22 protein-coding genes are annotated in these 21380 nt (G+C 46.5%); 7 read left to right on the top strand and 15 right to left on the bottom strand.

The features are described 5' to 3' along the window. Positions 1–232 precede the first annotated feature (232 nt). Both A9237_RS23295 and A9237_RS23300 read right to left on the bottom strand, forming a co-directional pair. A complete protein-coding gene (locus A9237_RS23295; protein WP_009706192.1) occupies positions 233–619 on the bottom strand; it encodes a GlcG/HbpS family heme-binding protein in 387 nt (128 codons plus the stop codon). Positions 620–628: 9 nt separating this feature from the next. Next, entirely contained in the window at positions 629–1597 is a 969-nt protein-coding gene (locus tag A9237_RS23300; protein ID WP_078609809.1) for an aldo/keto reductase, read from the bottom strand. 141 nt (positions 1598–1738) lie between these two features. On the opposite strand from A9237_RS23300, the gene A9237_RS23305 reads away from it, so the two are divergent. Next, the gene (locus A9237_RS23305; protein ID WP_078609810.1) at positions 1739–2614 is read left to right on the top strand and encodes a LysR family transcriptional regulator; all 876 of its coding nucleotides are present in this window, start codon (positions 1739–1741) and stop codon (positions 2612–2614) included. Between the two features lie 9 nt (positions 2615–2623). On the opposite strand, the gene A9237_RS23310 is transcribed toward A9237_RS23305, so the two are convergent. Next, a complete protein-coding gene (locus A9237_RS23310; RefSeq protein ID WP_078609811.1) occupies positions 2624–4396 on the bottom strand; it encodes an SgrR family transcriptional regulator in 1773 nt (590 codons plus the stop codon). A 227-nt stretch (positions 4397–4623) separates the two neighbouring features. Here A9237_RS23310 and A9237_RS27600 point away from each other — a divergent pair, with 227 nt between their 5' ends. Both A9237_RS27600 and A9237_RS23315 read left to right on the top strand, forming a co-directional pair. Next, positions 4624–4755, top strand: a complete 132-nt coding sequence (locus tag A9237_RS27600) for a hypothetical protein (protein ID WP_009706196.1) — start codon at positions 4624–4626, stop codon at positions 4753–4755. A gap of 235 nt (positions 4756–4990) precedes the next feature. Next, entirely contained in the window at positions 4991–5530 is a 540-nt protein-coding gene (locus A9237_RS23315) for a peroxiredoxin family protein (RefSeq protein WP_005435499.1), read from the top strand. 114 nt (positions 5531–5644) lie between these two features. Here A9237_RS23315 and A9237_RS23320 read toward each other — a convergent pair whose 3' ends face one another. After that, positions 5645–6013 carry a winged helix-turn-helix transcriptional regulator gene (locus A9237_RS23320; RefSeq protein WP_005435493.1) on the bottom strand — a complete coding sequence of 123 codons (369 nt, stop codon included), beginning with the start codon at positions 6011–6013 and terminating at the stop codon, positions 5645–5647. 167 nt (positions 6014–6180) lie between these two features. Further along, the gene (locus A9237_RS23325) at positions 6181–6765 is read right to left on the bottom strand and encodes an NAD(P)H-dependent oxidoreductase (RefSeq protein ID WP_005375454.1); all 585 of its coding nucleotides are present in this window, start codon (positions 6763–6765) and stop codon (positions 6181–6183) included. A gap of 270 nt (positions 6766–7035) precedes the next feature. Between A9237_RS23325 and A9237_RS23330 the strand changes: the two genes are divergently transcribed. The 3 genes from A9237_RS23330 (at position 7036) to A9237_RS23340 (ending at position 8890) form a co-directional block, all read left to right on the top strand. Then, positions 7036–7377, top strand: coding sequence for an ArsR/SmtB family transcription factor (locus A9237_RS23330; RefSeq protein ID WP_009706198.1), 342 nt, complete (start codon positions 7036–7038; stop codon positions 7375–7377). A gap of 85 nt (positions 7378–7462) precedes the next feature. Then, positions 7463–8518: an ACR3 family arsenite efflux transporter gene (gene arsB, locus A9237_RS23335; protein WP_005435488.1), complete on the top strand. Its 1056-nt coding sequence runs from the start codon at positions 7463–7465 to the stop codon at positions 8516–8518. A 153-nt stretch (positions 8519–8671) separates the two neighbouring features. Then, the gene (locus A9237_RS23340) at positions 8672–8890 is read left to right on the top strand and encodes a hypothetical protein (RefSeq protein WP_005435487.1); all 219 of its coding nucleotides are present in this window, start codon (positions 8672–8674) and stop codon (positions 8888–8890) included. 35 nt (positions 8891–8925) lie between these two features. Here A9237_RS23340 and A9237_RS23345 read toward each other — a convergent pair whose 3' ends face one another. From A9237_RS23345 to A9237_RS23390, 10 genes are all read right to left on the bottom strand, one after another. Next, positions 8926–9708 carry a helix-turn-helix domain-containing protein gene (locus A9237_RS23345; RefSeq protein WP_078609812.1) on the bottom strand — a complete coding sequence of 261 codons (783 nt, stop codon included), beginning with the start codon at positions 9706–9708 and terminating at the stop codon, positions 8926–8928. Positions 9709–9745: 37 nt separating this feature from the next. After that, positions 9746–10279, bottom strand: coding sequence for a YbhB/YbcL family Raf kinase inhibitor-like protein (locus A9237_RS23350; protein ID WP_005435484.1), 534 nt, complete (start codon positions 10277–10279; stop codon positions 9746–9748). Positions 10280–10535: 256 nt separating this feature from the next. Next, entirely contained in the window at positions 10536–10898 is a 363-nt protein-coding gene (locus tag A9237_RS23355) for a RidA family protein (RefSeq protein ID WP_005534602.1), read from the bottom strand. A 14-nt stretch (positions 10899–10912) separates the two neighbouring features. Beyond that, on the bottom strand, positions 10913–11959 hold the full coding sequence (locus A9237_RS23360; RefSeq protein ID WP_078609813.1) for a lactonase family protein: 1047 nt from the start codon (positions 11957–11959) through the stop codon (positions 10913–10915). Between the two features lie 79 nt (positions 11960–12038). Beyond that, positions 12039–14492 (bottom strand): beta-N-acetylhexosaminidase, encoded by a 2454-nt coding sequence (locus A9237_RS23365; protein WP_078609814.1) that lies wholly within the window; start codon positions 14490–14492, stop codon positions 12039–12041. 90 nt (positions 14493–14582) lie between these two features. Then, positions 14583–15212 (bottom strand): bifunctional 4-hydroxy-2-oxoglutarate aldolase/2-dehydro-3-deoxy-phosphogluconate aldolase, encoded by a 630-nt coding sequence (locus A9237_RS23370; RefSeq protein WP_078609815.1) that lies wholly within the window; start codon positions 15210–15212, stop codon positions 14583–14585. Positions 15213–15228: 16 nt separating this feature from the next. Further along, complete coding sequence (locus A9237_RS23375) at positions 15229–16173, bottom strand: sugar kinase (protein ID WP_078609816.1); 945 nt, start codon at positions 16171–16173, stop codon at positions 15229–15231. Positions 16174–16276: 103 nt separating this feature from the next. Beyond that, a complete protein-coding gene (locus A9237_RS23380) occupies positions 16277–17800 on the bottom strand; it encodes a sodium:solute symporter family protein (protein WP_078609817.1) in 1524 nt (507 codons plus the stop codon). Between the two features lie 234 nt (positions 17801–18034). Further along, positions 18035–18427, bottom strand: coding sequence for a RidA family protein (locus tag A9237_RS23385; RefSeq protein WP_005425100.1), 393 nt, complete (start codon positions 18425–18427; stop codon positions 18035–18037). 51 nt (positions 18428–18478) lie between these two features. After that, positions 18479–19924, bottom strand: a complete 1446-nt coding sequence (locus tag A9237_RS23390) for an N-acyl-D-amino-acid deacylase family protein (RefSeq protein ID WP_078609818.1) — start codon at positions 19922–19924, stop codon at positions 18479–18481. 179 nt (positions 19925–20103) lie between these two features. On the opposite strand from A9237_RS23390, the gene A9237_RS23395 reads away from it, so the two are divergent. Next, a complete protein-coding gene (locus A9237_RS23395; protein ID WP_078609819.1) occupies positions 20104–21375 on the top strand; it encodes an amino acid deaminase in 1272 nt (423 codons plus the stop codon). The last annotated feature ends 5 nt before the right edge of the window (positions 21376–21380 follow it).

Here is a 21380-nt window from a genome sequence, read left to right on the forward strand (position 1 = left end):
AAAATGAACTGACAGCTTATTGGATAACGGCTTTCTGTTATCCAGTAAGCACGCTCCTAACCTAGGTTTGCGCTGATTTTGTCAGTGGTCAGCAATAACCACCTTGTCACGCTCCACTTCGATGACGCTTTTCGAAGATGAGCAGGCATTTACCGTTGATATTCGTGGTCAACTCCATCATTTTGACCATCCCCACCAATGTCTAGCGAAGAGCATTGGTGGGATTTTTTGTTTACAGCGCTTTTAATACTTCCATCGCAAGCGCTTCATCGTCTTGCTCAGCCAAACCACTGATGCCAATTGCACCGACGACTTTCCCCTCTTGTTCTACAGGTACACCACCCATAAAGCCAGTGATCTTTGGGTCAGTCCAATAACTCAACTGCTTACCTGTTTCACGAGCCCAAGCGCCCAAATTGCCACTAGGCTGACGGTCTCTAGCCGAGGTGTAGGCTTTGTTTTGTGCCAACAAACCTGCTTGCACGCTCACATCATCCATTCGGGCAAAACCGAGCAATTCGCCATGCGTATCAACCACGGCAACCGCAATGTTTTGCTTACGAGCAGCAGCAATTTCCAATGCCGTTTGAATCAGAGTTTGAACTTGTACGTATTTCATTTTTCTCTCCTAAGAAATCTCATGGCCAAGGGTTTTCTCGAACAATCCATACCAATGGCTGCGCGACAGCGTGACGTTCTCTACTTGAGCACAAGCGCGAATACGCTGTGGGTTTGCGGTACCAATAACAGGCTGAATTTGGTTTGGATGACGCATTAGGAAGGCTAAAACAATCGCCTCAGACGACACGCCATATTCAGCTGCTAGCGCCATCACCATCTCCGCCGTCTGTCTGGTGTTGTGATCATCAGAATGTAAACCACGCTCTGAGAATCTGCCCTGCGCCATACTGCCCCACGCTTGCAGTTGGATATTGTGCCTACGGGCATGTTCCAGTGTTCCTGCAACGTAGTCAGATGCAGACGAAGGAAGCCCCATGCCCTGCTTGATGAAGTCAGACTTAGCCAGACTCATTTCCAACTGGTTCGCCACAATAACTTCGCCCGTTGCTTGTTGGAGAAGATCAATTTGAGCACTGTTCATGTTAGAGACACCGAAGTGGTTAACTTTGCCAGCTTGTTTCAGTGCTTGGAGCGCTGTGCCCAATTCTTCAAATTCAACCAAAGGATCAGGACGATGCAGCATCAAAACATCAAGATTCTCCACGCCAAGGCGCTCAAGAATGCCCTCAACAGAAGCCGTCACCCATTTAGCAGAGAAGTCATACTGCTTAACACCTTGCTCATCTCCTAGATGGATGCCGCACTTGGATTGCAGATAAATTCGTTCTCGTAAGGTTGAGTCATTGGCTAAGATGCGCCCAAACACTTCTTCTGCCTTACCGAATTTGTAGATATCCGCATGATCAAAGAGATTGATGCCAACCTCTAATGCTGCCTCTACAGCGGCATAAGCTTGGTTTTCATCTTGGGCGGTTAACGGGTTGCGATTCCACTCCCCTCCAAGCCCCATGCAGCCGAAGACCAAGCGGCTAACGTTAGGTAAGGTTTTGGCGAGCGGTAGTGTTGGATTGTTCATCGTTATTCTCACTTTTCCGATTTCTGCATTTTCAATTTCTGAAATTAACTCGAACTATCTTACCGTTCGTAAAAATTAGTTTAATACCGTAAAATCGAATTCATTATCCTCGTTACCGAACAATTAAAGCGAACAATCAAGATGGCAGATTACAAGAGAATCGAAAAACTGATGCTGTTTGCCGAAGTGGCTCAAACACTCAACTTTTCTAGGGCAGCGGAGCAACTTGGCATTTCAAAAAGTTACCTGTCAGAACAAATCAAGCGATTGGAATCGGAACTCGCTACGCCTTTGATTGTTCGAACCACACGCAGCGTGAGATTGACGGCAGAAGGTGAATCGATCTTTGCGCAAGCGGAAGATCTCAAACGACGCGTAATGGAAATGGAAAAGAGTTTAAGTCAGCAATCTGAGCAAATAGACGGCCTGATTCGGCTTACCGCTCCCAAGATGTTTGCTGAAGCGGTACTGCATGATTTATGTGTGGCGTTTCGCGCTCTACATCCAAACGTAGAGTTCGAGATCCTTTCTAGCTATCAAGCGTTTAATCTGACGGAAACCAGCGTCGACTTTGCGTTTCGAGCGACAAGAACCCCGCCCGAGAATATGATTGCGCATCACCTTTTGGACTACTACCACTGGTTGGTTACTTCTCCTGAGTATCTGCGAGAAAATGGCACGCCGGAGACGTTAGCGGATTTAAAACAGCATCAATGCTTAACCACATTGCATCAAAAAGAATGGCCTTTAAGAACGGGAACGGTTCAAACCCAAGGTTGGCTTTCTAGCAATGAAAACCGCTTACTCAAAGAATCAGCTCTGTCTGGTAATGGCATCGCTCGATTAGCAAGTTACTTTGTCGAGCAAGACGTTGATAATGGCCGACTAGTGCAGGTTCTATCGGAAGAAACGGACCACCAACACAACGCAGTATACTTAGTGTATCCGCAACTCATCTATCAATCGGCGAAAACCAAAGCCTTCATTGAATTCGTGAAGCAGTACTTTGCTAAATAACTAAGACAGTTAATCCGCTGACCACACCGAGCGAATATCTGGCCAACCCCAGTTAGTTAGGGCAACGTCTTCTAACACACCTTGGAAGCGCAACGTTTGCGTATGGTGGAACATAGGTGCAATCCAGTATTCGCTGACGAGTGTGGAAGCAATAGGTTCAAGCGCTTTGAGATAACCTTCCAGCGAGGTATACGCGCGCACTTTCTCTAGTTGCTCATCCAACCAAGTCGCATTCTCTTCACCCAAGGTGTGGTGCAACACGGTATTGCTAAAGAAGTTGGTAAACGCCGATGCATGACGGTTGTCATCTAAGTTAATGTTTGTCACCACCAAGGTTTCATCTAGCGTGCCGTTTTTGGCTTTTTCGCTTAGCTCTCGGTAGGAATACATCACAATGCCTACTTTGCTTCCTGTCCCTTCAAGTAGGTTAGCAATTGCACGCGCACATCGTCTCAATGCCGTGTAGTTGTACCCTGCGATGGTGATATGTTTAGGCAGCTTGCTCTCTTCACCAAACGGTCTTAGTACGGGCTTCCACGTTGGCAGCATGTTGTAAGCCGGTACGCTGCCAAACACGATCTTTTCTTTGCGCATCACATCGGCAAGTCGTTCCGGTTGAATCAGCTCGGCGATATAACGGCGCTGCGCTTGAGACAGCGGGTACTTGGCATGTTGATTGAACAAGGCGAACAAACAGCCGTCCTCGGTGCGACTGTGCTGACTAGCCGGAGCCGCTTCTGCATCTTGTGTCGACATGTAGTGTCCGCACATGCTGTCGACAAGCTCGTCGTCCGCTTTTTCTACCTGCTTAGGCGGTGTATTCGCGGCTAGAGATGGGTTCTCCATTTTCTCATCATTGACGATCCAGATCGTCACCATGTCGGTCAGTACTCGACAGGCGTAATAGCCGTCAAAAGCTTGCAGTTTTAATCGATGAGCACTGTGTTCAATCACAGAAAAAGGGCCACTGCCAATGACCAAATTGTTATTGGCAACGTTCACTTGGCTAACAGGTTGAATGCCATACTTCACGCCAGAAATAAGCCCAGCAAAACCCAAATCTGGCTTGCTGAGGGTAAACACAACCTTGAGTGGGTTTGGCGCGGTAATGTTATCGACATGAGCCAATTCTTTCTCATACAACTCAAGGGAACTGAGTTTGGCAAACAGGCTAACAACGGTATCGGCATCAATCGGTGCACCATTATGAAAGGTTAAGCCTGGGCGCAGGTAAAAGGTCCATTCGTAACTTTTCTCGTCATACCGCCAATGATGAGCAAGCTCTGGCTTCACCACTCCGTTGTAGTCACTCGATACCAAACAACAGTAGATTTGACGCAAGAAGAAGCGCTCACTGCTGCGATGCAGTTGATGAGGAACAATACGCTCAAACATACGTTTGTAGGTGAGCTGAATGTTGAGTCGACCCTCTTGAACAGACGCCCCCGAAGTGGTTTTGAGCAATCGTCCAAACGCCGCTTCATCTTCATCGAGAATCGCCAACGCTTTTTCGTATTTACCCAGCTTAATTCGCTCCAGTGCGAGGCTTTCTTTTAATGCACTCAACTCGATGTTCAGCAATAACGTTGAACGCTGATTTCGTCCCGCTTTTGGAAGCCAACTCAACCACGCTTGCTCCTGCATTTGCGACAGTAAGCTGCGTGCATGGCGAGGAGAAGTGAACAGCAAGTCAGCAACTTCCTGCAATGTGGTTTTGGCTTCACTTCCCACGCCAAATGGAGTGAGTCGTTGGTAGTAGCGGAACAAGTTGAGATCAGACACCGCGCGCCCTCAAAAAGTGGATATAGGTTTATTTTACTCAACTTATCCGAGAGAAAATAAGAAAACTTCCAAACACTTTGTTCCCCTTTTTACCCTCACGAACGCAAAAATCGGTGAGTTAGCGCACCTTCTGGGGCTAACTAGGAATAAACCACAGAAATCTACTCTCTTTTTCAGCTCCTCTTTTCTTCGCATACTGACCCTGTCAGCAACAAGGAGGAAACACTGTGCGATTCCAAATTCGATCAGCAAAAGACATGCCTACAATGGCAACCTATTTCCGAGAGCGCGTTGCGCATTCGGACAACAAGCTTGAAGTAATGGCTCTGGTAACAATGAACGATTTCTTCAACTGGTAAACGAACCTTAAGCAGAACTTAGCTCCTGATACTACACCCCCACTTCGTTGTATCTTTAAGTTCTGCTTTCCTCTTCTAACTGTTTCTTTTTCTTGCCATTCATTATCTAGGTTACCAAAAGTTAACTAGTTGAAATGCCGCAAAACTGGGTCTACATTGAAGTCTCACCCCCTACACAATCGCTTTTATTGAGAAGGGGCATCCATGGATATATACCACTAATTCGGGAGTCATTATGGCAACTTCAGTGAAACTTAAAGCGGGCGACAGCTTCCCTTCTCTTCAAGCAACCTTGCTAGATGGTTCAAGCGTGACATTAGGTCAGCCGCAAGGTGATGCGACTTGGCAAGCCGTATTCGTTTATCGTGGTAAACACTGTCCTCTTTGTACCAAATACCTCAATGAGTTAGAGGGCTACAAGCAAGCTTTCGCAGAAGCTGGCGTTGATATTCTTGCGGTTTCAGGCGATTCAAAAGAGCAGCTTGAGGGACATCTAGAGAAACTCGAAATCAGCTTCCCGATTGCTTACGGCCTAACCGAAGAACAAATGAAAACATTAGGTCTGTACATTTCACTGCCTCGTTCAGAGCAAGAGACTGACCATAACTTCGCAGAACCAGGTCTGTTTGTGGTGAATGAACACGGCAACTTGCACGTGGTGGATATTTCAAACAACCCGTTTGTTCGCCCAGAGCTTGGCGCGCTATCACGTGGTTTGGCTTGGATTCGTAATCCAGACAACAACTACCCTATCCGTGGTACGTTGGACTACTAAGCGGATTACGCTCAATCAGTCCCAAACAACAATCAAACATAAAAAATGCCAGCGATATGCTGGCATTTTTATTGGCTTAAACCGTTAAGCGATGATGAGATACAAGAGACCGTGTTATTTACGCAACTCAATCTGGTGAGTCTCAGACCAGATTCGCAAATCATCAAGAATCTTGAGTGCGGTACGGCCGAACTCTGTTAGCTCATAGCTGACTGCAATTGGGCGATCGCTGATCACTTTGCGCACCACCATACCTTCCGCTTCCAGCTCTTTAAGGCGTTGGTCAATCATCTTTTTGCTTGCGCCGCCTAGCATGCGTGCTAAGTCATTGAAGCGAACTGGGCCGTCTTTCAAATGAAAAATCAAAGAGCCTTTCCATTTACCACCAATTAGACGCATCCCTTTCTCGATAGCACATGGCTCCGCACATACGTTCGCCACTGACTTACGACCTTTGCTATCTACACTGATTCTGCTTTCCACAATACACCTCAAGATACGCACCTAATCTAGGTAACGAAAAGTAAGCTAGATACATTTAGTGCTTTAGAGTAATAAAAACGTCACCTCGCCGCAAACAAATAAAAATGGACCGCATGTAGCAGTCCATCTCAATTCATCATTCAGTTCGCACTATGTTTCTAAAAGGATTAGAAGTTTTCGTTAATGTGCGCTTCGAAACGAACAAAATCGTTTTCGATATCTGCGTTCTTCATCACGTCGTAACAAGCGAATGTAGGCAGTGCTGACATACCAAAGAAGCGGAAGTTAGCGTGCATGTGGAACATCAAATCGTCCACGCCTTTACCTTGGAATAGGTATTCGTTCTCATCATCAAACGATTCTTCTGGCGCGTTGAATGTCAGTGACAGCATGTATTTGCTGTTGGTTTGAGTACCGCCTGTACCATAATTTTTCTTTGGTTCTTCTGCGCTACGGCCATCGAATGCACACAGTGCGCCGCCCATACCCGCAGTAAACACGTCGTCCATGTATTTTTTGAATGACCAAGGCACAGACATCCAGTTGATTGGGCTTTGGATGATCACGCGATCAGCCCATTCAAAGTGTGCGAGTTGCTCATCTACGTTGATCTCATCTTGCATTGTCACAACGCGAACCTCATGGCCTTTTGCTTGAAGAAGCGTCTGTGCTTTGTCGACAAGAGAAGCGTTTAAACGACCTTCTGAGTATGGTGATGGTTCGTGTGCATTGATGATCAGTACGTTGCTCATGGGATTACCTTTAAATAAGTTCACAAGATGACGCAATAACCATTGTGCGTCGGATGTGGTTTATTATGGTAACCTAGAAATATAGTGCAATTAGTTAACTTTTAGTAACCTACTTGAATTTTGATTATATTACTGTTTTTAAAAGAGATATTTTTTCAACTTTTTGTTCATCGTTATTTCCCGATTAATTTTTTCATCGATTTGTTGCATCTTCCACAGAGCAGGCGTACACTTTATCGCAATTCGACGATTAACTATTAAGGCCAGCGAATGAGTGATAAGTGCAACGACACGTGCGAAGTTGTTTTTCAGACAACACAACAACAGCTCGAGAAAGAACAAACTCTAGCAGCACAAGCAAAAGCTTTGTCACATCCAGCACGTTTACGCATTCTGCATATCCTACACACGCTCGATACCATGGGCGGTTGTTTGAACAGTGATTTGGTTTCTGAACTGGGTCTTGCGCAATCTACTGTTTCCGAGCACTTGCGTATTCTAAAACAAGCTGGCTTTATCAGCGCCGAGCCAAACCCACCTAAGGTGTGTTACCGCATTCAACGCGACGCGTTTGATCAGTTCAATCTAGGATTTTCCAAGTTATTTGATTAATTCCCTTTGCACGCTGGTCAGGCGTGCAGAGATAAACTATACCTTTAACTATCGCCTTTCGACGATAAACGAATAAGAGAACACTATGACTACTCAAGTTTTAAATAGTGCCAGCGACAAAATGAGCTTCTTGGACCGTTACCTAACGGTGTGGATTTTTGTTGCAATGGCAATCGGTGTAGGTATTGGCGCAGCATTCCCTCAAGTTGCTGAGTGGAACGAGTCAATGTCAGTTGGTAGCACAAACGTACCGCTAGCGATTGGCTTGATTTTGATGATGTACCCGCCACTCGCAAAGGTGAACTACAACCTGCTAGGCACAGTGACGAAAGATAAAAAAGCGATCACGCTGTCTTTGGTCATGAACTGGATTGTCGGCCCTATTTTGATGTTCATCCTTGCATTGACTTTCCTAGGTGATCATCCGGGCTACATGGTTGGTATCATTCTGATCGGTCTTGCTCGTTGTATTGCGATGGTATTGGTATGGAACGATATCGGTGGCGGTAACAAAGAATACGGTGCAGCTCTAGTTGCATTAAACAGCGCTTTCCAAATCGTGACTTACAGTGTGATGGCATGGTTGTTCATCACTGTGTTGCCACCAGTCTTTGGTTACGAAGGTTTCGTGGTTGATATCTCGATGATGGACATCGCGGAAAGTGTTCTGATTTACCTTGGTATCCCATTCCTAGCGGGCTTCCTAAGCCGCAAATGGCTGGTCGCTGCGAAAGGTGAACAATGGTACAACGACGTGTTCATCCCACGCATTTCACCAATTACGCTTATCGCCCTGCTTGCGACCATCGTACTGATGTTCAGCTTGAAAGGTGAAATGATTCTTGAACTGCCAATGGATGTATTCCGTGTAGCAATTCCACTGGCTATCTACTTTGTGTTGATGTTCTTTGTCAGCTTCTTCGTTGGTAAGAAAATGGGCATCGACTACGACAAAAATGCATCGATTGCTTTCACGGCAACAGGCAACAACTTTGAATTGGCAATAGCGGTTTCTATCGCGGTGTTTGGCCTAAACTCAGACCAAGCTTTTGCTGGTGTCATTGGTCCACTGATCGAAGTGCCTGTATTGATTGCTTTGGTGAACGTAGCACTCAAAATGAAGAAGAAATACTACAAATAACTATAGGTTATAGTGACTTGAGAGCGCCCGTCGTTAAAGCGATGGGCGCTTTTTTATATCCGCTCTAGGCATAGGCTTATTAACAAATTCCTATTTGCTAACTCAAAGTTTTGAACAATGTTTTAAATTAATCATTCACATAGGAGTTTGAGTATGAATTTAGAATATAAAAAACTGAAGTGGCATGCTGTTCTCAAGCTTTCACAACAGACGATTAAATACCTTGAAGAAGAAAACAGTACGAGTTGGAGTGACGTTGATAAAGTAAAAGCGAACGTCCACGCTGCAGAGTTACTGCAACAGCTTTTGTCTGATTTGGCGATTGCAGATTCAAAAGCACCAACTGCGTTGCACTCGGTAAAACGCGCGTAAGCTATTAAACGCGCACAAGCAATTTTTCGCTAGCGCTAACTGACCACAACCGTTTTGATGTAGTCACTCGGAGTCAATCCGAATTTGCCTTTAAAGCGTTGACTAAAACGCCCCTCGGATTGATAGCCGCAAGACTGAGCCAACAGCGCGACGTTGTAATGACCATTCTGCATCAAATACAAGGCATGATTTAAACGTACTTCCGCCAGCACTTCCCGATACTGAGTGCCCTCTTGCTTGAGCTTGCGAATCATAGTCGCACGGCTCATGGCAAAACGTTCAGCCACTAGCTCTAATGGGTGTTCCTCTCCCGGAGAATGCGACAAATAACGGCTCAGCTTCTGGCTGAATGTTGTGTTCGCACTCGCAAACAAGTGATGCAACACGCCACGCTCAGCAAGTTGTTGATACAACCCCATTACCCAGAAGGTTTGGGTCTCTTTGCTCATGGTTTGTTGGTCAAACGAAAACAAAGCATTGAGCGTGTCTTCCAAAGCTTTATCGGCTTCTAATGTCGGCTTTTCTTCACCACCGTCAATGCTCGCGCTAAGTTCAATCATTGCTTCTGACGGCAAACAATGAAAGCTAAACATTCTAGAGAGAAACTTACCTTTCTGCGGTAAGTTCTCAAAACTCAGCGATGCGGAAGCCTCACAAAGCAGCAACTCAGAATGAGAAAGATCCAGCGCCGATTCTTTCCAGAAAAGACGCTTACTGCCTGTGATGATCTGAATGATACTTGGGGAATGGATCTTCACATTACGCAGTTTCTGTAACTGCTCGGCACGAAACAACGTGACTCGATATTGATGGCTCATCTATTCCCCTCGTTTTCTATCATCTACCCATTACGGCTTAACGTGTGTACGTCGCCGTAAGTTTAGCTTTGTCTAGTGCCATGCTGTTAAGCGTAAAACCAACCACAGCAGCCGGCGTGTTTTCATCTAGGTTTAGTTTCTCTGTTGGCAATGCCCAAACCGTAAATTGGTAGCGGTGCATGCCGTCTGCTTCTGGTGGGCAAACGCCACCAAAACCAACCGTTCCGTAGTCAATACGCGACTCTTTACCGCCCAATTTTTCAATGTTCACTGCGCGTGGCAGTTCGCTAACTGAAGCAGGAATGTTAAACGCAACCCAGTGCCAGAAACCACTGCCAGTAGGTGCATCAGGGTCATAAGCCGTGATTGCAAAACTCTTAGTTCCTGCAGGCGCATCCTTCCACATCAATTGTGGAGATTGGTTGCCACCATTACAGCCCCAGCTGTTGTATTCGAAGGTCTTCGCCATAGGATGACCTTCTTGGATGTCTTTACTGGTTAACTCAAATGCTTGTGCTGAACCAACCGCCAATAAGCTTAATGCCAAAACCGATGTAGTGATTGCTTTCATGATGATGCTCCTATTTCTTAAGTTCGACATAAGTGTATGCCCCAAAAGAAACAGCAACCCATCATTAAGTATCAATAACGTTCATTTTAAGCCAATCAGTGATACTTTTCGTAATATTTTTAAATTCGTGCTTATCTACGAACTATTTGGTTTATGCTGATTAGCCCAATAAAACAAAGCCCAGCGTTATTGAACTATATAACGCTGAGCTTGAGGATAACGCTGGGCTTGATGGTTTAATTAGGGTGATGTCGAACTACTGGAACTTCTCACCCGCAGCAGCAACAAACGCCATTTCTACCAACAGTTCAGGATTCGCCAATTCAACTTTGACGCAAGCACGGCTTGGTGCGCAGCCCTCAGGAAACCACGCATCCCACACTTCATTTAGGGCATCGAAGTTCGCAAAATCCGTCACGTAAATCGTCACAGATAGAATGCGCGACTTGTCGCTATCAACACTGGCTAGCATTTGCTCGGCTTGGTCGAAAATCTGTTGTACTTGCCCTTTCATATCCGCAGTAGTGTCAGCTTCTGCCACCTCAACAAAGTTGGCAATTCCGTTGAACACCGTTACATCAGACCAACGTTTGCATGGATTAATACGATGAATTGTCATGTTATTTCTCTTAATTACGACTTCTCAACCAAACACACAGGCGCACCGATGTCGCATGAGTATCCGGTTGGAGTGATAGCGCCAGTTTCCTGATTCCTATGAAAGCTAGCGACATTATGTGAATGTTGATTAGCAACGAGCATCCACTGCCCGTCACGGGATAAAACGAAATCTCTTGGAAACGCACCGCCACAATCGGACGCGGCAATTTGAACCGGAATATCACTCGTTACATCAAATGTACTGATCAGATTTTGCGCACGGCATGAGACATAGACAAAGCGCTCATCCGCAGAGAGACGAATCGCAGACGCCGCTTCTTTGTTCTCTTCATCGGCTAGCAGCTTCACTTGCTGAGTCAGATTCCATTGTCCGTTTTGCTTGCGAAGTACCACCAGCGTTTCAGACAGTTCGCAAACAACGTACGCGACAGACTCATCACGAGTGAAGATCAAATGACGAGGCCCAGAGCCAACAGGCATAGCGATGCTTTGAGAAAGTGAAAACTTAACTGTCTCACCACCATTGTCGTAGTCATAGAGATGAACACGGTCTGTACCTAAATCGACCACAGCCAATTGAGCAGAGTGTTTTAGAAAAGTGACTTGATGGGCATGAGGGGAAGTTTGACGGTCAATATTGGGTCCATTGCCTTCTACATACAATTCTGCAATGGATTTCAATGGCTTACCTTGCTCATCAAGTTGGTAAACACTTACATTGCCGGAACCGTAGTTTGCAACAGCGAGTAACTGTTCTTTAATGTCGATATGGCAAGGGTAATCACCTTCAATTGGCAATGTATAGCTGTCTGTTTTTTCAGCAAATATCAGCTCTGCACCTTCCAAGCGATCGACTTCATTAAAGGTATATAAACCCTCTCCTTTGAGCGCAAGGTAAGAAGGGTTACGAACCGTTTTCACCGCTTCTGGAACAAGTTCATTGGTGAGCGTTAATGCACCAGTAGCAGTATCGAGAGAAACACACGCAATGCCCTGACTTTGGCTTGGTGAATCGGTATAGGTGCCTACATAAAAATGTAAGTGACCATTTACTATCATGGGAAACCTTTGGGAGATAAAAGAGTGCTTAACCGATAAGATGCCGCCTACGTTACCAGACGGCAATCCCTTTTAGTTATCAATCGGTTAAAGTGTGAAGCAACTGCTCGGTTGGTACTACGATGGCGACAATCGTTTCATCAAAAATAATCGCATTTTCATCGATAGTGCGTTGATACGCTGCAGCATCAGATTGGCTAATACCACTGCCCTGCTTGGCGAGCTCAATCAAAGTTAAACCTAAATCGGCAACTTTGATTGTGGCTTCTGCAACTGGCACCGTTTCTACCGACGCCACGTTTGCAGCGAAAATAGGTTTGGCTTGCTGCGCCGCTAACTTAACGTTTTGATAATGAATCGCTAACGCATCCAACGCGGTTTTATCACCCTGAGCATAAGCCGCGACCAAATCTTTCATCTCGTACACTGCTAGGCTTTCTACTGGCAACGCATCCGCAAAGCGGTTTAGTCGCTCATACTGGTTGTACAAATCACCTTCGTTTGGCGTAGAGATCCATTTCTCCCAATGACGAGCGTAGTATTGAGCCGGCTCGATGTACTTCGCTAACGTTTGTAGCGGCGTTTCGTTCGCACCATTGGCAAGACGTTTTAGCATCATATTGGCATCGGCGTGATGGCGTAGACCAAGCGAGATCTCAGACCATGCATCCATCACCTTCATACGCTTGTACATGCTGCGTTCATCGGTCAGCTCCTGACTCGACCATAGACGCTCAGCAATCGCGTAGCTTCGTGGCCATAGGCGTTGCTCGATGGTCATTGAATCGAGGTTCTCACCCCAAATGGTGATTTCTCCGCCTAAGATTAGCTGCTGTTCTTTTTCGGTCAGTTTAGCTGGATAGCCACCGTTCGGCTCTGGAATAACACTCCCCTGCATGTCACTGCTCGCGACCAATTCTCCAGTCACAGGCCAACGCACATTGCCTATCAATTGGTAACTGGTGTCTTTCAACTTGCCATCCGCAAAGTCATAGTTGAATTCGGTGTAAGACATAAAGTTATCGAAGTGCCCTTTAAACTTCACGCCCGGCACGTACTCGATGATGAACACCTCTTCACGCGACTTACCGTTGTAATCGGTAAACGCACGGTAGCTGCCATCTGTCGCTTCAATAATGGTCAGATTACCTGTACGTGGACCACCTTTGTTGCGTGGTTTCACCCAATCATAAGTCGCAAATTTCTCACCTTGATGAAGTTGGTCATCAACCGTGATTCCTTTCGGCATTGGGTCATTGCGATAGTGGTAACTGGTTGGCTGTGGCTGGTCTAGGTAGTAGCCTGTTGAGAGAATACCTTGGTAGCCCTCTTTTGCTGCTCGACCGATACTGTCGTGCCCTTGCCAACTTTGAATCACAATCGAGGTTGGAAGGTCTTTGTGCCAGATTTCATCCCAGCCAGTCATCTTCTTGCCGCGCTGTTCCAACATCTGTTCGACCTTGGTGTTCAAATACGATTGCAGACCACGCTCTCCATCCAGGTTGTTGTCTTTGATGAATTGCTGAATCTTCGGGTTGTCTTTCCACTGTTGGTAATTTGGTTCATCCCCGCCGATATGGAAATACTCATCAGGGAAAAGCTCAACCACTTCGTCAAACACGCTTGCCAGCATCTTGTAGAGTTCAGGATTGGTCGGGTCCATTAACGGCTCAAACACACCCCAGCCACGTTGATGCGGATAAGATTGCTCACCCATACCAGACATTAATTCAGGGTAAGCGTGCGCCACTGCCGAAGCATGTCCCGGCAAAGAAATTTCAGGGATAACTCGAATGCCAAGGTTACGCGCGTAATTCACCACATAGCGGATTTCATCTTTGGTGTAGTAATCACCATCTGCGGTGTTTTGCCAAAGCTTTTGGTAATTATCGAGCTGGATACGAATCGCTTGGTCATCCCAAATATGCCAATGGAAGACGTTCATTTTTGCTGATGCCATCGCATCGAGTTGGCGAAGAATCACATCGAGTTCAATGAAGTGACGGGAAGTGTCGTAAGAAACGCCACGCCAAGGAAAGCGAGGTTCATCTTGAATCGACACCGCAGGCACAAAATAGCCAGTCGCGTCCGTAGTCACCAGCTGCAAGAAGGTTTCTAAACCATGGAAAGCACCGTAAGGGCATTCGGAGCGAATGATTATCTGACCATTACGCGATTCAAGTTGGTACGATTCATCGCTGTTAATATCTTGCACCTCGGACTTAGGCGCATTACGAATATCAATCACCAAGGCCGCGTCTTTTTCCGACTCAGCATGCCAGTTCAACATTGGTAAGCCGGTTTGACGATATAGACGATCCATAGTGCGCTTTGCGTTGAACTGCACGCGCGGTGAATCGTAGCCTTTGATGTAAATGCTGAAGGATTTATCCAGTGTGATTTTACCCTGCCCCAACTCTACATTTTGTGGGTAAGGCATTAGGTTAAGATCGGTGTTGGGAGTCATCGCCATCGCTGCCGTTGGAATTGAAATTAAGCCTGAAATGAGTAGTGCTAATGTACCTTTGTTCATCCGCGCCATCCTGTTGTTGTTATTATTGTTCAACCCAAGTCACGCTATTTAATGGGGTCTGGTGACTTGGGTAAAAGAGCTCAGTTTGAGTTACGCAACCAGCTCTACTGCTTCACGAACCAGCTTGCCAATTTCGTCCCACTGTTCGTTTTCAATTAAGCTCGGTGCCACCATCCAAGTACCACCGCAGCAAACCACACGGTCGATGGCTAGGTAATCATTGACGTTGTTCTTGCCGATACCGCCTGTCGGCATCAGACTCACATCAACATAAGGTGCGAGTAGCGACTTCACCATCGCGATACCACCGCTCGCTTCTGCCGGGAAGAATTTGAGGAAGTTCAAACCCAACTCTAGTGCTTGCTCAACCTGACTTGGGTTATTGACACCCGGTACGATTGGCATGTTGATTTCTTGGCAGCGACGTACGGTATTTGGGTTCAACCCCGGCGCGACAATAAACTCTGCACCCGCGTCTTTTGCTTGGGTAATTTGCTCTGGCGTCAGTACCGTGCCAGCACCGATGCACATTTGCGGGTAAGCATCGCGCATGGCTTTAATCGCATCGGCAGCCGCTTCTGTTCGAAACGTTACTTCTGCGACTGGCAAACCGTTTTCTACTAACACTTTCGCCAATGGAATCGCGTGCTCAACCTTGTTGAGTTGAATAACTGGAATAACTTTGAATTGCTGAAGTTGCTTAATCATTGCTTGGGACATAATACGTTCTCGGAAATTATCGAATTAGATGAGTCATGGCGTCATTTGGAATGATTGCGCCAGGATATTGAATAACGGTTGCTGCTAGTGCGTGACCGAGTTGGGCAGACTGCTCACAGCTTTGTCCGGTCAATCGTCCTGCAAGGTAACCAGCAGCAAATGAATCGCCGGCGGCACAGGTGTCGATTACTTTCACAACCTTCTCGGCGGCTACGTAAGCGGTTTGCTTGTCATCACCATGCGACCAAACCAGTTTGCAAGGCTCACAGCCACGTTTAATCACTATTTCTTGGCAACCAAAGCGAAGGCTGCGCTGCTCAGCACTTTCCTCTTCACCCCATACCAAGACATCATCGTCTTCAGTGATAAGTGCAATGTCGACTAAAGGCAGAATTTGGCTATACCAATGTTTCGCCTCTTGTGCAGACCAAAGTTGAGGACGGAAGTTATTATCGAAGATAACCTTGCCTCCGCCTTGTGAGAACTGACTTAACGCCTTTTTAAGCCTTACTTTGCTATCGTCATTTAGAATCGCGACGCTGATGCCACTTAGGTAGAGGTAATCCAGCTCTCGGTTCGCAATCGCAGCTTCTAATTTGTTGAGCGAAGAGGTAGAGAAGTAGCTTTTAACGGCTGCACTGTCACGCCAATAAAGAAAGCTGCGTTCGCCTTCTTGGTCGGTCTGCACCATGTACAACCCCGGAAGCTGAGCTGGGAATATCTCGACAAGATCAGTCACAATGCCCTCTTGTTGCCAGTTTTCCAGAAGCTCTTGAGAAAGTACGTCCTCCCCAAGACCGGTCGCGTAAGACACTTGGACAGGTTGTTGAGCCGTTAGTCGAGAGAGGTAAAGTGCGGTATTGAGCGTGTCGCCACCAAAGCCTTTGCGAATTGGGTCGCCGCTCAGTTCAATCATGCATTCGCCAAAGAAAGCAATTTTAGTCTGGGATGAATCGGTCATCGTTCACCTACTTTGGATAAATTTAGAATGGTGGCTCGGGGGAGCCACCAGTTTGTCAGGAGCTTATGAGCGAGTTTCTGTTCGAGCCGGAAACTCTCTGCTGTTAAGCGTTTTGATTCGCCGCTGTTGCGCGGTTTTGTAGAGAAGCGTCTTCTTCTAGAACGCCTTTGTCAGACAGTTCCATTTCCATCAGAGCACGCTCATCATCGAGGATTGCTCGTGCCATTTCTGGTGACACTTGGTTAGCTGGAGTCACTAGGCTCACTGCCACGCCTGCTGTTAGGGCAAACAAACAAGATGGAATGACTGGGTTGCCCCATAAAGCGGTTAGGTCTGGGCTCATCATTACAGCAAATGAAGCGATGGACGCACCTGCCAATGTTGCCAATGCACCTTGCCAGTTGTAACGCTTCCAGAAGCGACCCAACATACCGCACACGAACATGCCAGACATAACTGTCGAGATCATCTTAGTGATGTAGCTAATGATGTCGTTAGACGTTAGCGCGAACAGCAATGCACAACCGATCACTACAACCAAAGCCAAGCGAGAGTAATTCAACATGGATTCTTTGTTTGGCACGCGGCCGGTGAACATTACGTACACATCACGCAGTAAGATAGACACGCCCGCAATCGCATCGGAACTCGCACTCGACATGGTTGCTGATAGACCTGCAATCAGAACGATAAGACCAACACCTACTGGCAATACCGTTGCCGCGATGTATGGGAAAGCAAAGTTTGCGTTGTTCAGTTCAGGGTCAATCGCATGCGCCGCCATACCAATGACTGCTGGAATGATAGAGAAGAACAAATACAGCACACCAGAAGCCACGAATGAACGGCGGATGGTTGATACGTCTTTACCTGAGTAGATACGCTGGCGGAATGAAGGCGTTGCAAGTACACCGACACCAATCACAACAGCAAGAGAAACCGCAGGGATTAAACCAAGCTTATCAATCGCAAGGAAGCTAACCGCTTCTGGGTCCATGGCTGAGTACAGGTTATCCAAGCCGCCAATGTGCTGCACTGACAGTACCGCCATTAAGATGAAGCCAACGAATAAGATGATAGCTTGAATGGTGTCCGTCCAAACCACCGCAGTGTAGCCGCCAATAACAACGTAAATGGTAAACGCTGCTGCGATGATCATCTTCGCAGTGCTCAGCTCAATATCGGCAATCCACGCTAGGTACATACCACCACCAAGGATGTGTGCGCCCAACCAGCCGATAGAAGCGATAAAGATAAGCAGACCAACCACGTTCTTCACGATGCGGTTTGCACCTACGTAGTATGCGAGCTCTTCACTCATGGTCATAAAGTTGAGTTTACGAACTGGCGCGAACCACAGTGCCAATAACAAGATACCAATTGCGCCGCCAATGCCGTAAAGCGCACCAGCCCAACCGTTCGAGTAACCAAAGCCAACCGCGCCCATACTAGAGCCCGTGCCAACCATAGTTGCTACCGTGGTACCTAATACGAGAAACAGAGGTAAGCCTCGACCACCGAGTAGAAAGTCTTCACCTGATTTTTGATTGCGAGAGACAAACCATCCCAACCAAATTAAAAATAAGACGTACGCACCGAAGCCGGTAAGAAAAAGTGTACTGTTCATTGAACACCTCTCATATCAAAATCCATCTTTCAGATTGATATAATTCCAGCAGCAAGTATTAGATTTTATTCCAGAAATTATCTAATTTTATTTTTATAGCATTTGCTAAATATATTAGGCACTACTGCTTTATGAAATTATATTTATGTAGGGAGTGAGAGTGCTCAAAAGATAATAACAGGAAAGTAATTATTTCCGGCACTCTATTTTATTTAATTAGGTAAAGTGTGATTTCTATCGGCGATCTTCGCGGTAGCAAGTCACATCGACTTCGACTTTCACGTCCACCACGAGATCACATACCATGCAAATACGTGCAGGTGGGTGATCACCAAAGAATTCTCTGAACACTTTATTGAACGATTGGAAGTAACGCGAATCCGTTAGTACCACTTTTACGTGCACCACGTCAGCTAGCGTGTAGCCTGCTTCTTCCATGATATCGACACAGTTTTGAATCGCTAGGCGAGACTGGTCAACGATACCACCTTCTACCACTTCGCCGTCAGTCATTGGTGTTTGACCCGAGACGTATAAGAAGCCGCCCGCTTCTGTTGCACGTGCAAATGGTAAATGTTGACCGCCAGTACCTACGCCGCCTTCTACACCATAACGTTTAATTGACATAATATTCTCCAGTGATAATGCTTAATCTATAAAATTAATTTATTTAATAAGTTATTGATGGGTATTATTTCTATAAATAAATACGCCATTTCTATTTTCGGTGACTTTATCTTTTAAATAAGATAGTTCGCCATTTACAAATACAGATTCAATACCTTGCGCGACGGAAATTGGATTTTCGAACGTTGCAGTATCTTTAATTGTATTTGGGTTAAATAAAACCAAGTCTGCGTAAGCGCCTGTTTTTATTTCCCCACGATCTTTCAATTGGTAGCGTGTTGCCGACATACCCGTCATCTTGTGAATCGCTTCTGCTAATGGGAAAAGCTGTTCTTCACGGCAGTAATGCCCCAAGACTTTCGGGAATGTGCCCCACAAACGTGGATGTGGGTGCGGGTCGTTTGGTAATCCATCCGAGCCCACCATGGTCAACTTATACTTAAGTACACGTTTGACGTCGTTTTCATCCATGCAGTGATAAACCGCGCCCGCAGGTTGCAACGCTTTTGCTGCTTCCATAAGAGGCAGCTGCATCTCGTCAGCAATGTCTTTCAGCATCTTGCCAGCGTGTTCAGGTTTGCTTTCAGACCAAGTGATGAAGATGTCGATTTCATCGGTCACCTGTTTTAAATCCAACGTTGACGAACTCGCAGAATATGGGTAGCAATCGCAAGACACGTCTTGATGCTCAGAAACCTTATCCATCAAATCCAGCACTTCTACTGTGCGTCCCCAGTTGCCTGCGCCAGCACATTTCAGATGAGAAATCACCACTGGCACTTTCGCGTACTGCCCAGTTTCAAAGGCTTCTTCCATTGCGCTGATGATTTCTTCAAACTCGGTGCGCATGTGCGTGGTGTAGATACCACCGTGATGACCGAGAATTTCCGCTAAGCGCATGACTTCATCCGCGTTGGCTTGCTTGGCACTCGCATAAGCAAGACCCGAGCTCAAACCCAACGCACCCTCTTCCATCGCTTGTGCCAGTGTTTGACGCATTTGGTCGATTTCTTCATCGGTTGCCGTGCGCAGTAAGTCGTCCATTACGTTGTTACGTAAAGTTGTGTGACCGACTAACGCTGCAACGTTGACCGCAGGGTTCGCCGCTTGTACCGCCTTCGCATACTCCCCAAAGGTTGGGTATTTGAAGTCTTCCTGCTTGCCCAATAGATTCATTGGGTCTGGCGGAGTATCACTGAGTACCGCAGGGCTCGCGCTAATTCCGCAATTGCCTACGATTACTGTCGTCACACCTTGGCTGATCTTTGGCAAGCAGTCAGGGTAACGAATCACATTAGTGTCATCGTGCGTGTGCACATCAATAAATCCCGGAGCCAACGCAAGACCCTGACCGTTGATAACCTTCTTTGCAGAAAGCTCGTCTAGCTGCCCTACTTGCTCAATACGATCTTGACGAATCGCAACATCAGCAATGAATGGTGCTGCACCCGTACCGTCAAATACCTCTACGCTTTTGATAATGGTATCGAACAACATACTTCACTCTCTTCGTCCGTCGTTAACATGATTCCATCTTAATAATTCTTGAAATTTAAACAGTGAAGAAACACACACAAAACTCAGATTTGTTTGATACTTTCCAACATATTATTTATGGTAGTTAGCAACAAACACTTAATATCAATCACTTAGACCATGTTAGAAGTAGGTGCGCCATGAAAGACAATCGCCAAAAGTGTGATAAAAACTATCATAATGAGTGTGTTACCACGCCAGGTTACGGAGAGAAGGCTCAACCTGTTGCGTGCAATTCCGATGGGTTACACAGCTTGATCCATGAAGAGATCACCCTGCCCGCAGCGGTGATCAAATCTTCATCATTGAAGAACAACCTCGATTGGATGCAGCGTTTTGCCAATCAGCACAAAGTGAAGTTGTCACCGCACGGTAAAACCACCATGACTCCCGCTTTCTTTCAGCAGCAATTAGAAAACGGCGCTTGGGGCATTACCGTCGCAACGCCGGCTCAGGCAGAGATTGCGGCGCTAGGCGGAGCGAAAAACATCATCATGGCGAACCAACTAGTTGGGCGCGCAAACATGACTATCATCGCCAACCTGATTGAAACCCATGGAATCAACTTCTATTGCTGTGTGGATTCAAGCCGAAACGTCAAAGCGCTAGAGCGTGCCTTCGCTGAGCATCAATTGCCGCTTAATGTACTGATTGAGTTTGGTGTCGAAGGCGGTCGCTGTGGATGCCGTAATCAACAAGATGTGGTTGAGCTCGCCACACTCATCCACCAGCAACCTCACCTTACACTCAAAGGTATCGAGGTTTACGAAGGTGTCATTCATGGTGACAATGCTGAGCAGGACATCCGTAACTTCCTCAACACCACATTAGAAATCGCAGCCCAACTACAAAACGACAAGTTGATTGAGTCTAAACCTCTGGTCACTGGCGCTGGCTCTGCTTGGTATGACGTAGTTTCTGAATGCTTTGCCAACCTAGAGGATTTTGATGCCGTCATTCGCCCAGGTTGCTACGCGATTCATGACACAGGCATTTACCTAGACGCACAAAACAAAGTCATGCAGCGCGCTGAAAACAACCAAGGTGCGGCGTGTGATCTAGGTGGTGATTTAGAATCGGCACTAGAGCTTTGGGCTTATGTGATTTCTCGTCCTGAGCCAACCAAGCTAGTTGCCGGCTTTGGCAAACGTGACGTGGCGTTTGATGCTGGATTGCCAATCCCCGAGCGTGCTTACCGCGATGGTGAGTCAATCTCTATTGAAAGTGCGGTAACGACCGCGGTGATGGATCAGCATGCGTTCATCGAAGTAGACGCAAACAGCGACCTTCAAGTGGGTGATATAATTGCCTTCTCAACCTCTCACCCATGTTTAACGTTTGATAAGTGGCGTGCCGTGGCGGTTTGTGATGATGAGTATCAAGTCACTCATTGGGTGAAAACCCGTTTCTGATGATG

The organism is Vibrio owensii (genome assembly GCF_002021755.1).
Lineage (GTDB): Bacteria > Pseudomonadota > Gammaproteobacteria > Enterobacterales > Vibrionaceae > Vibrio > Vibrio owensii.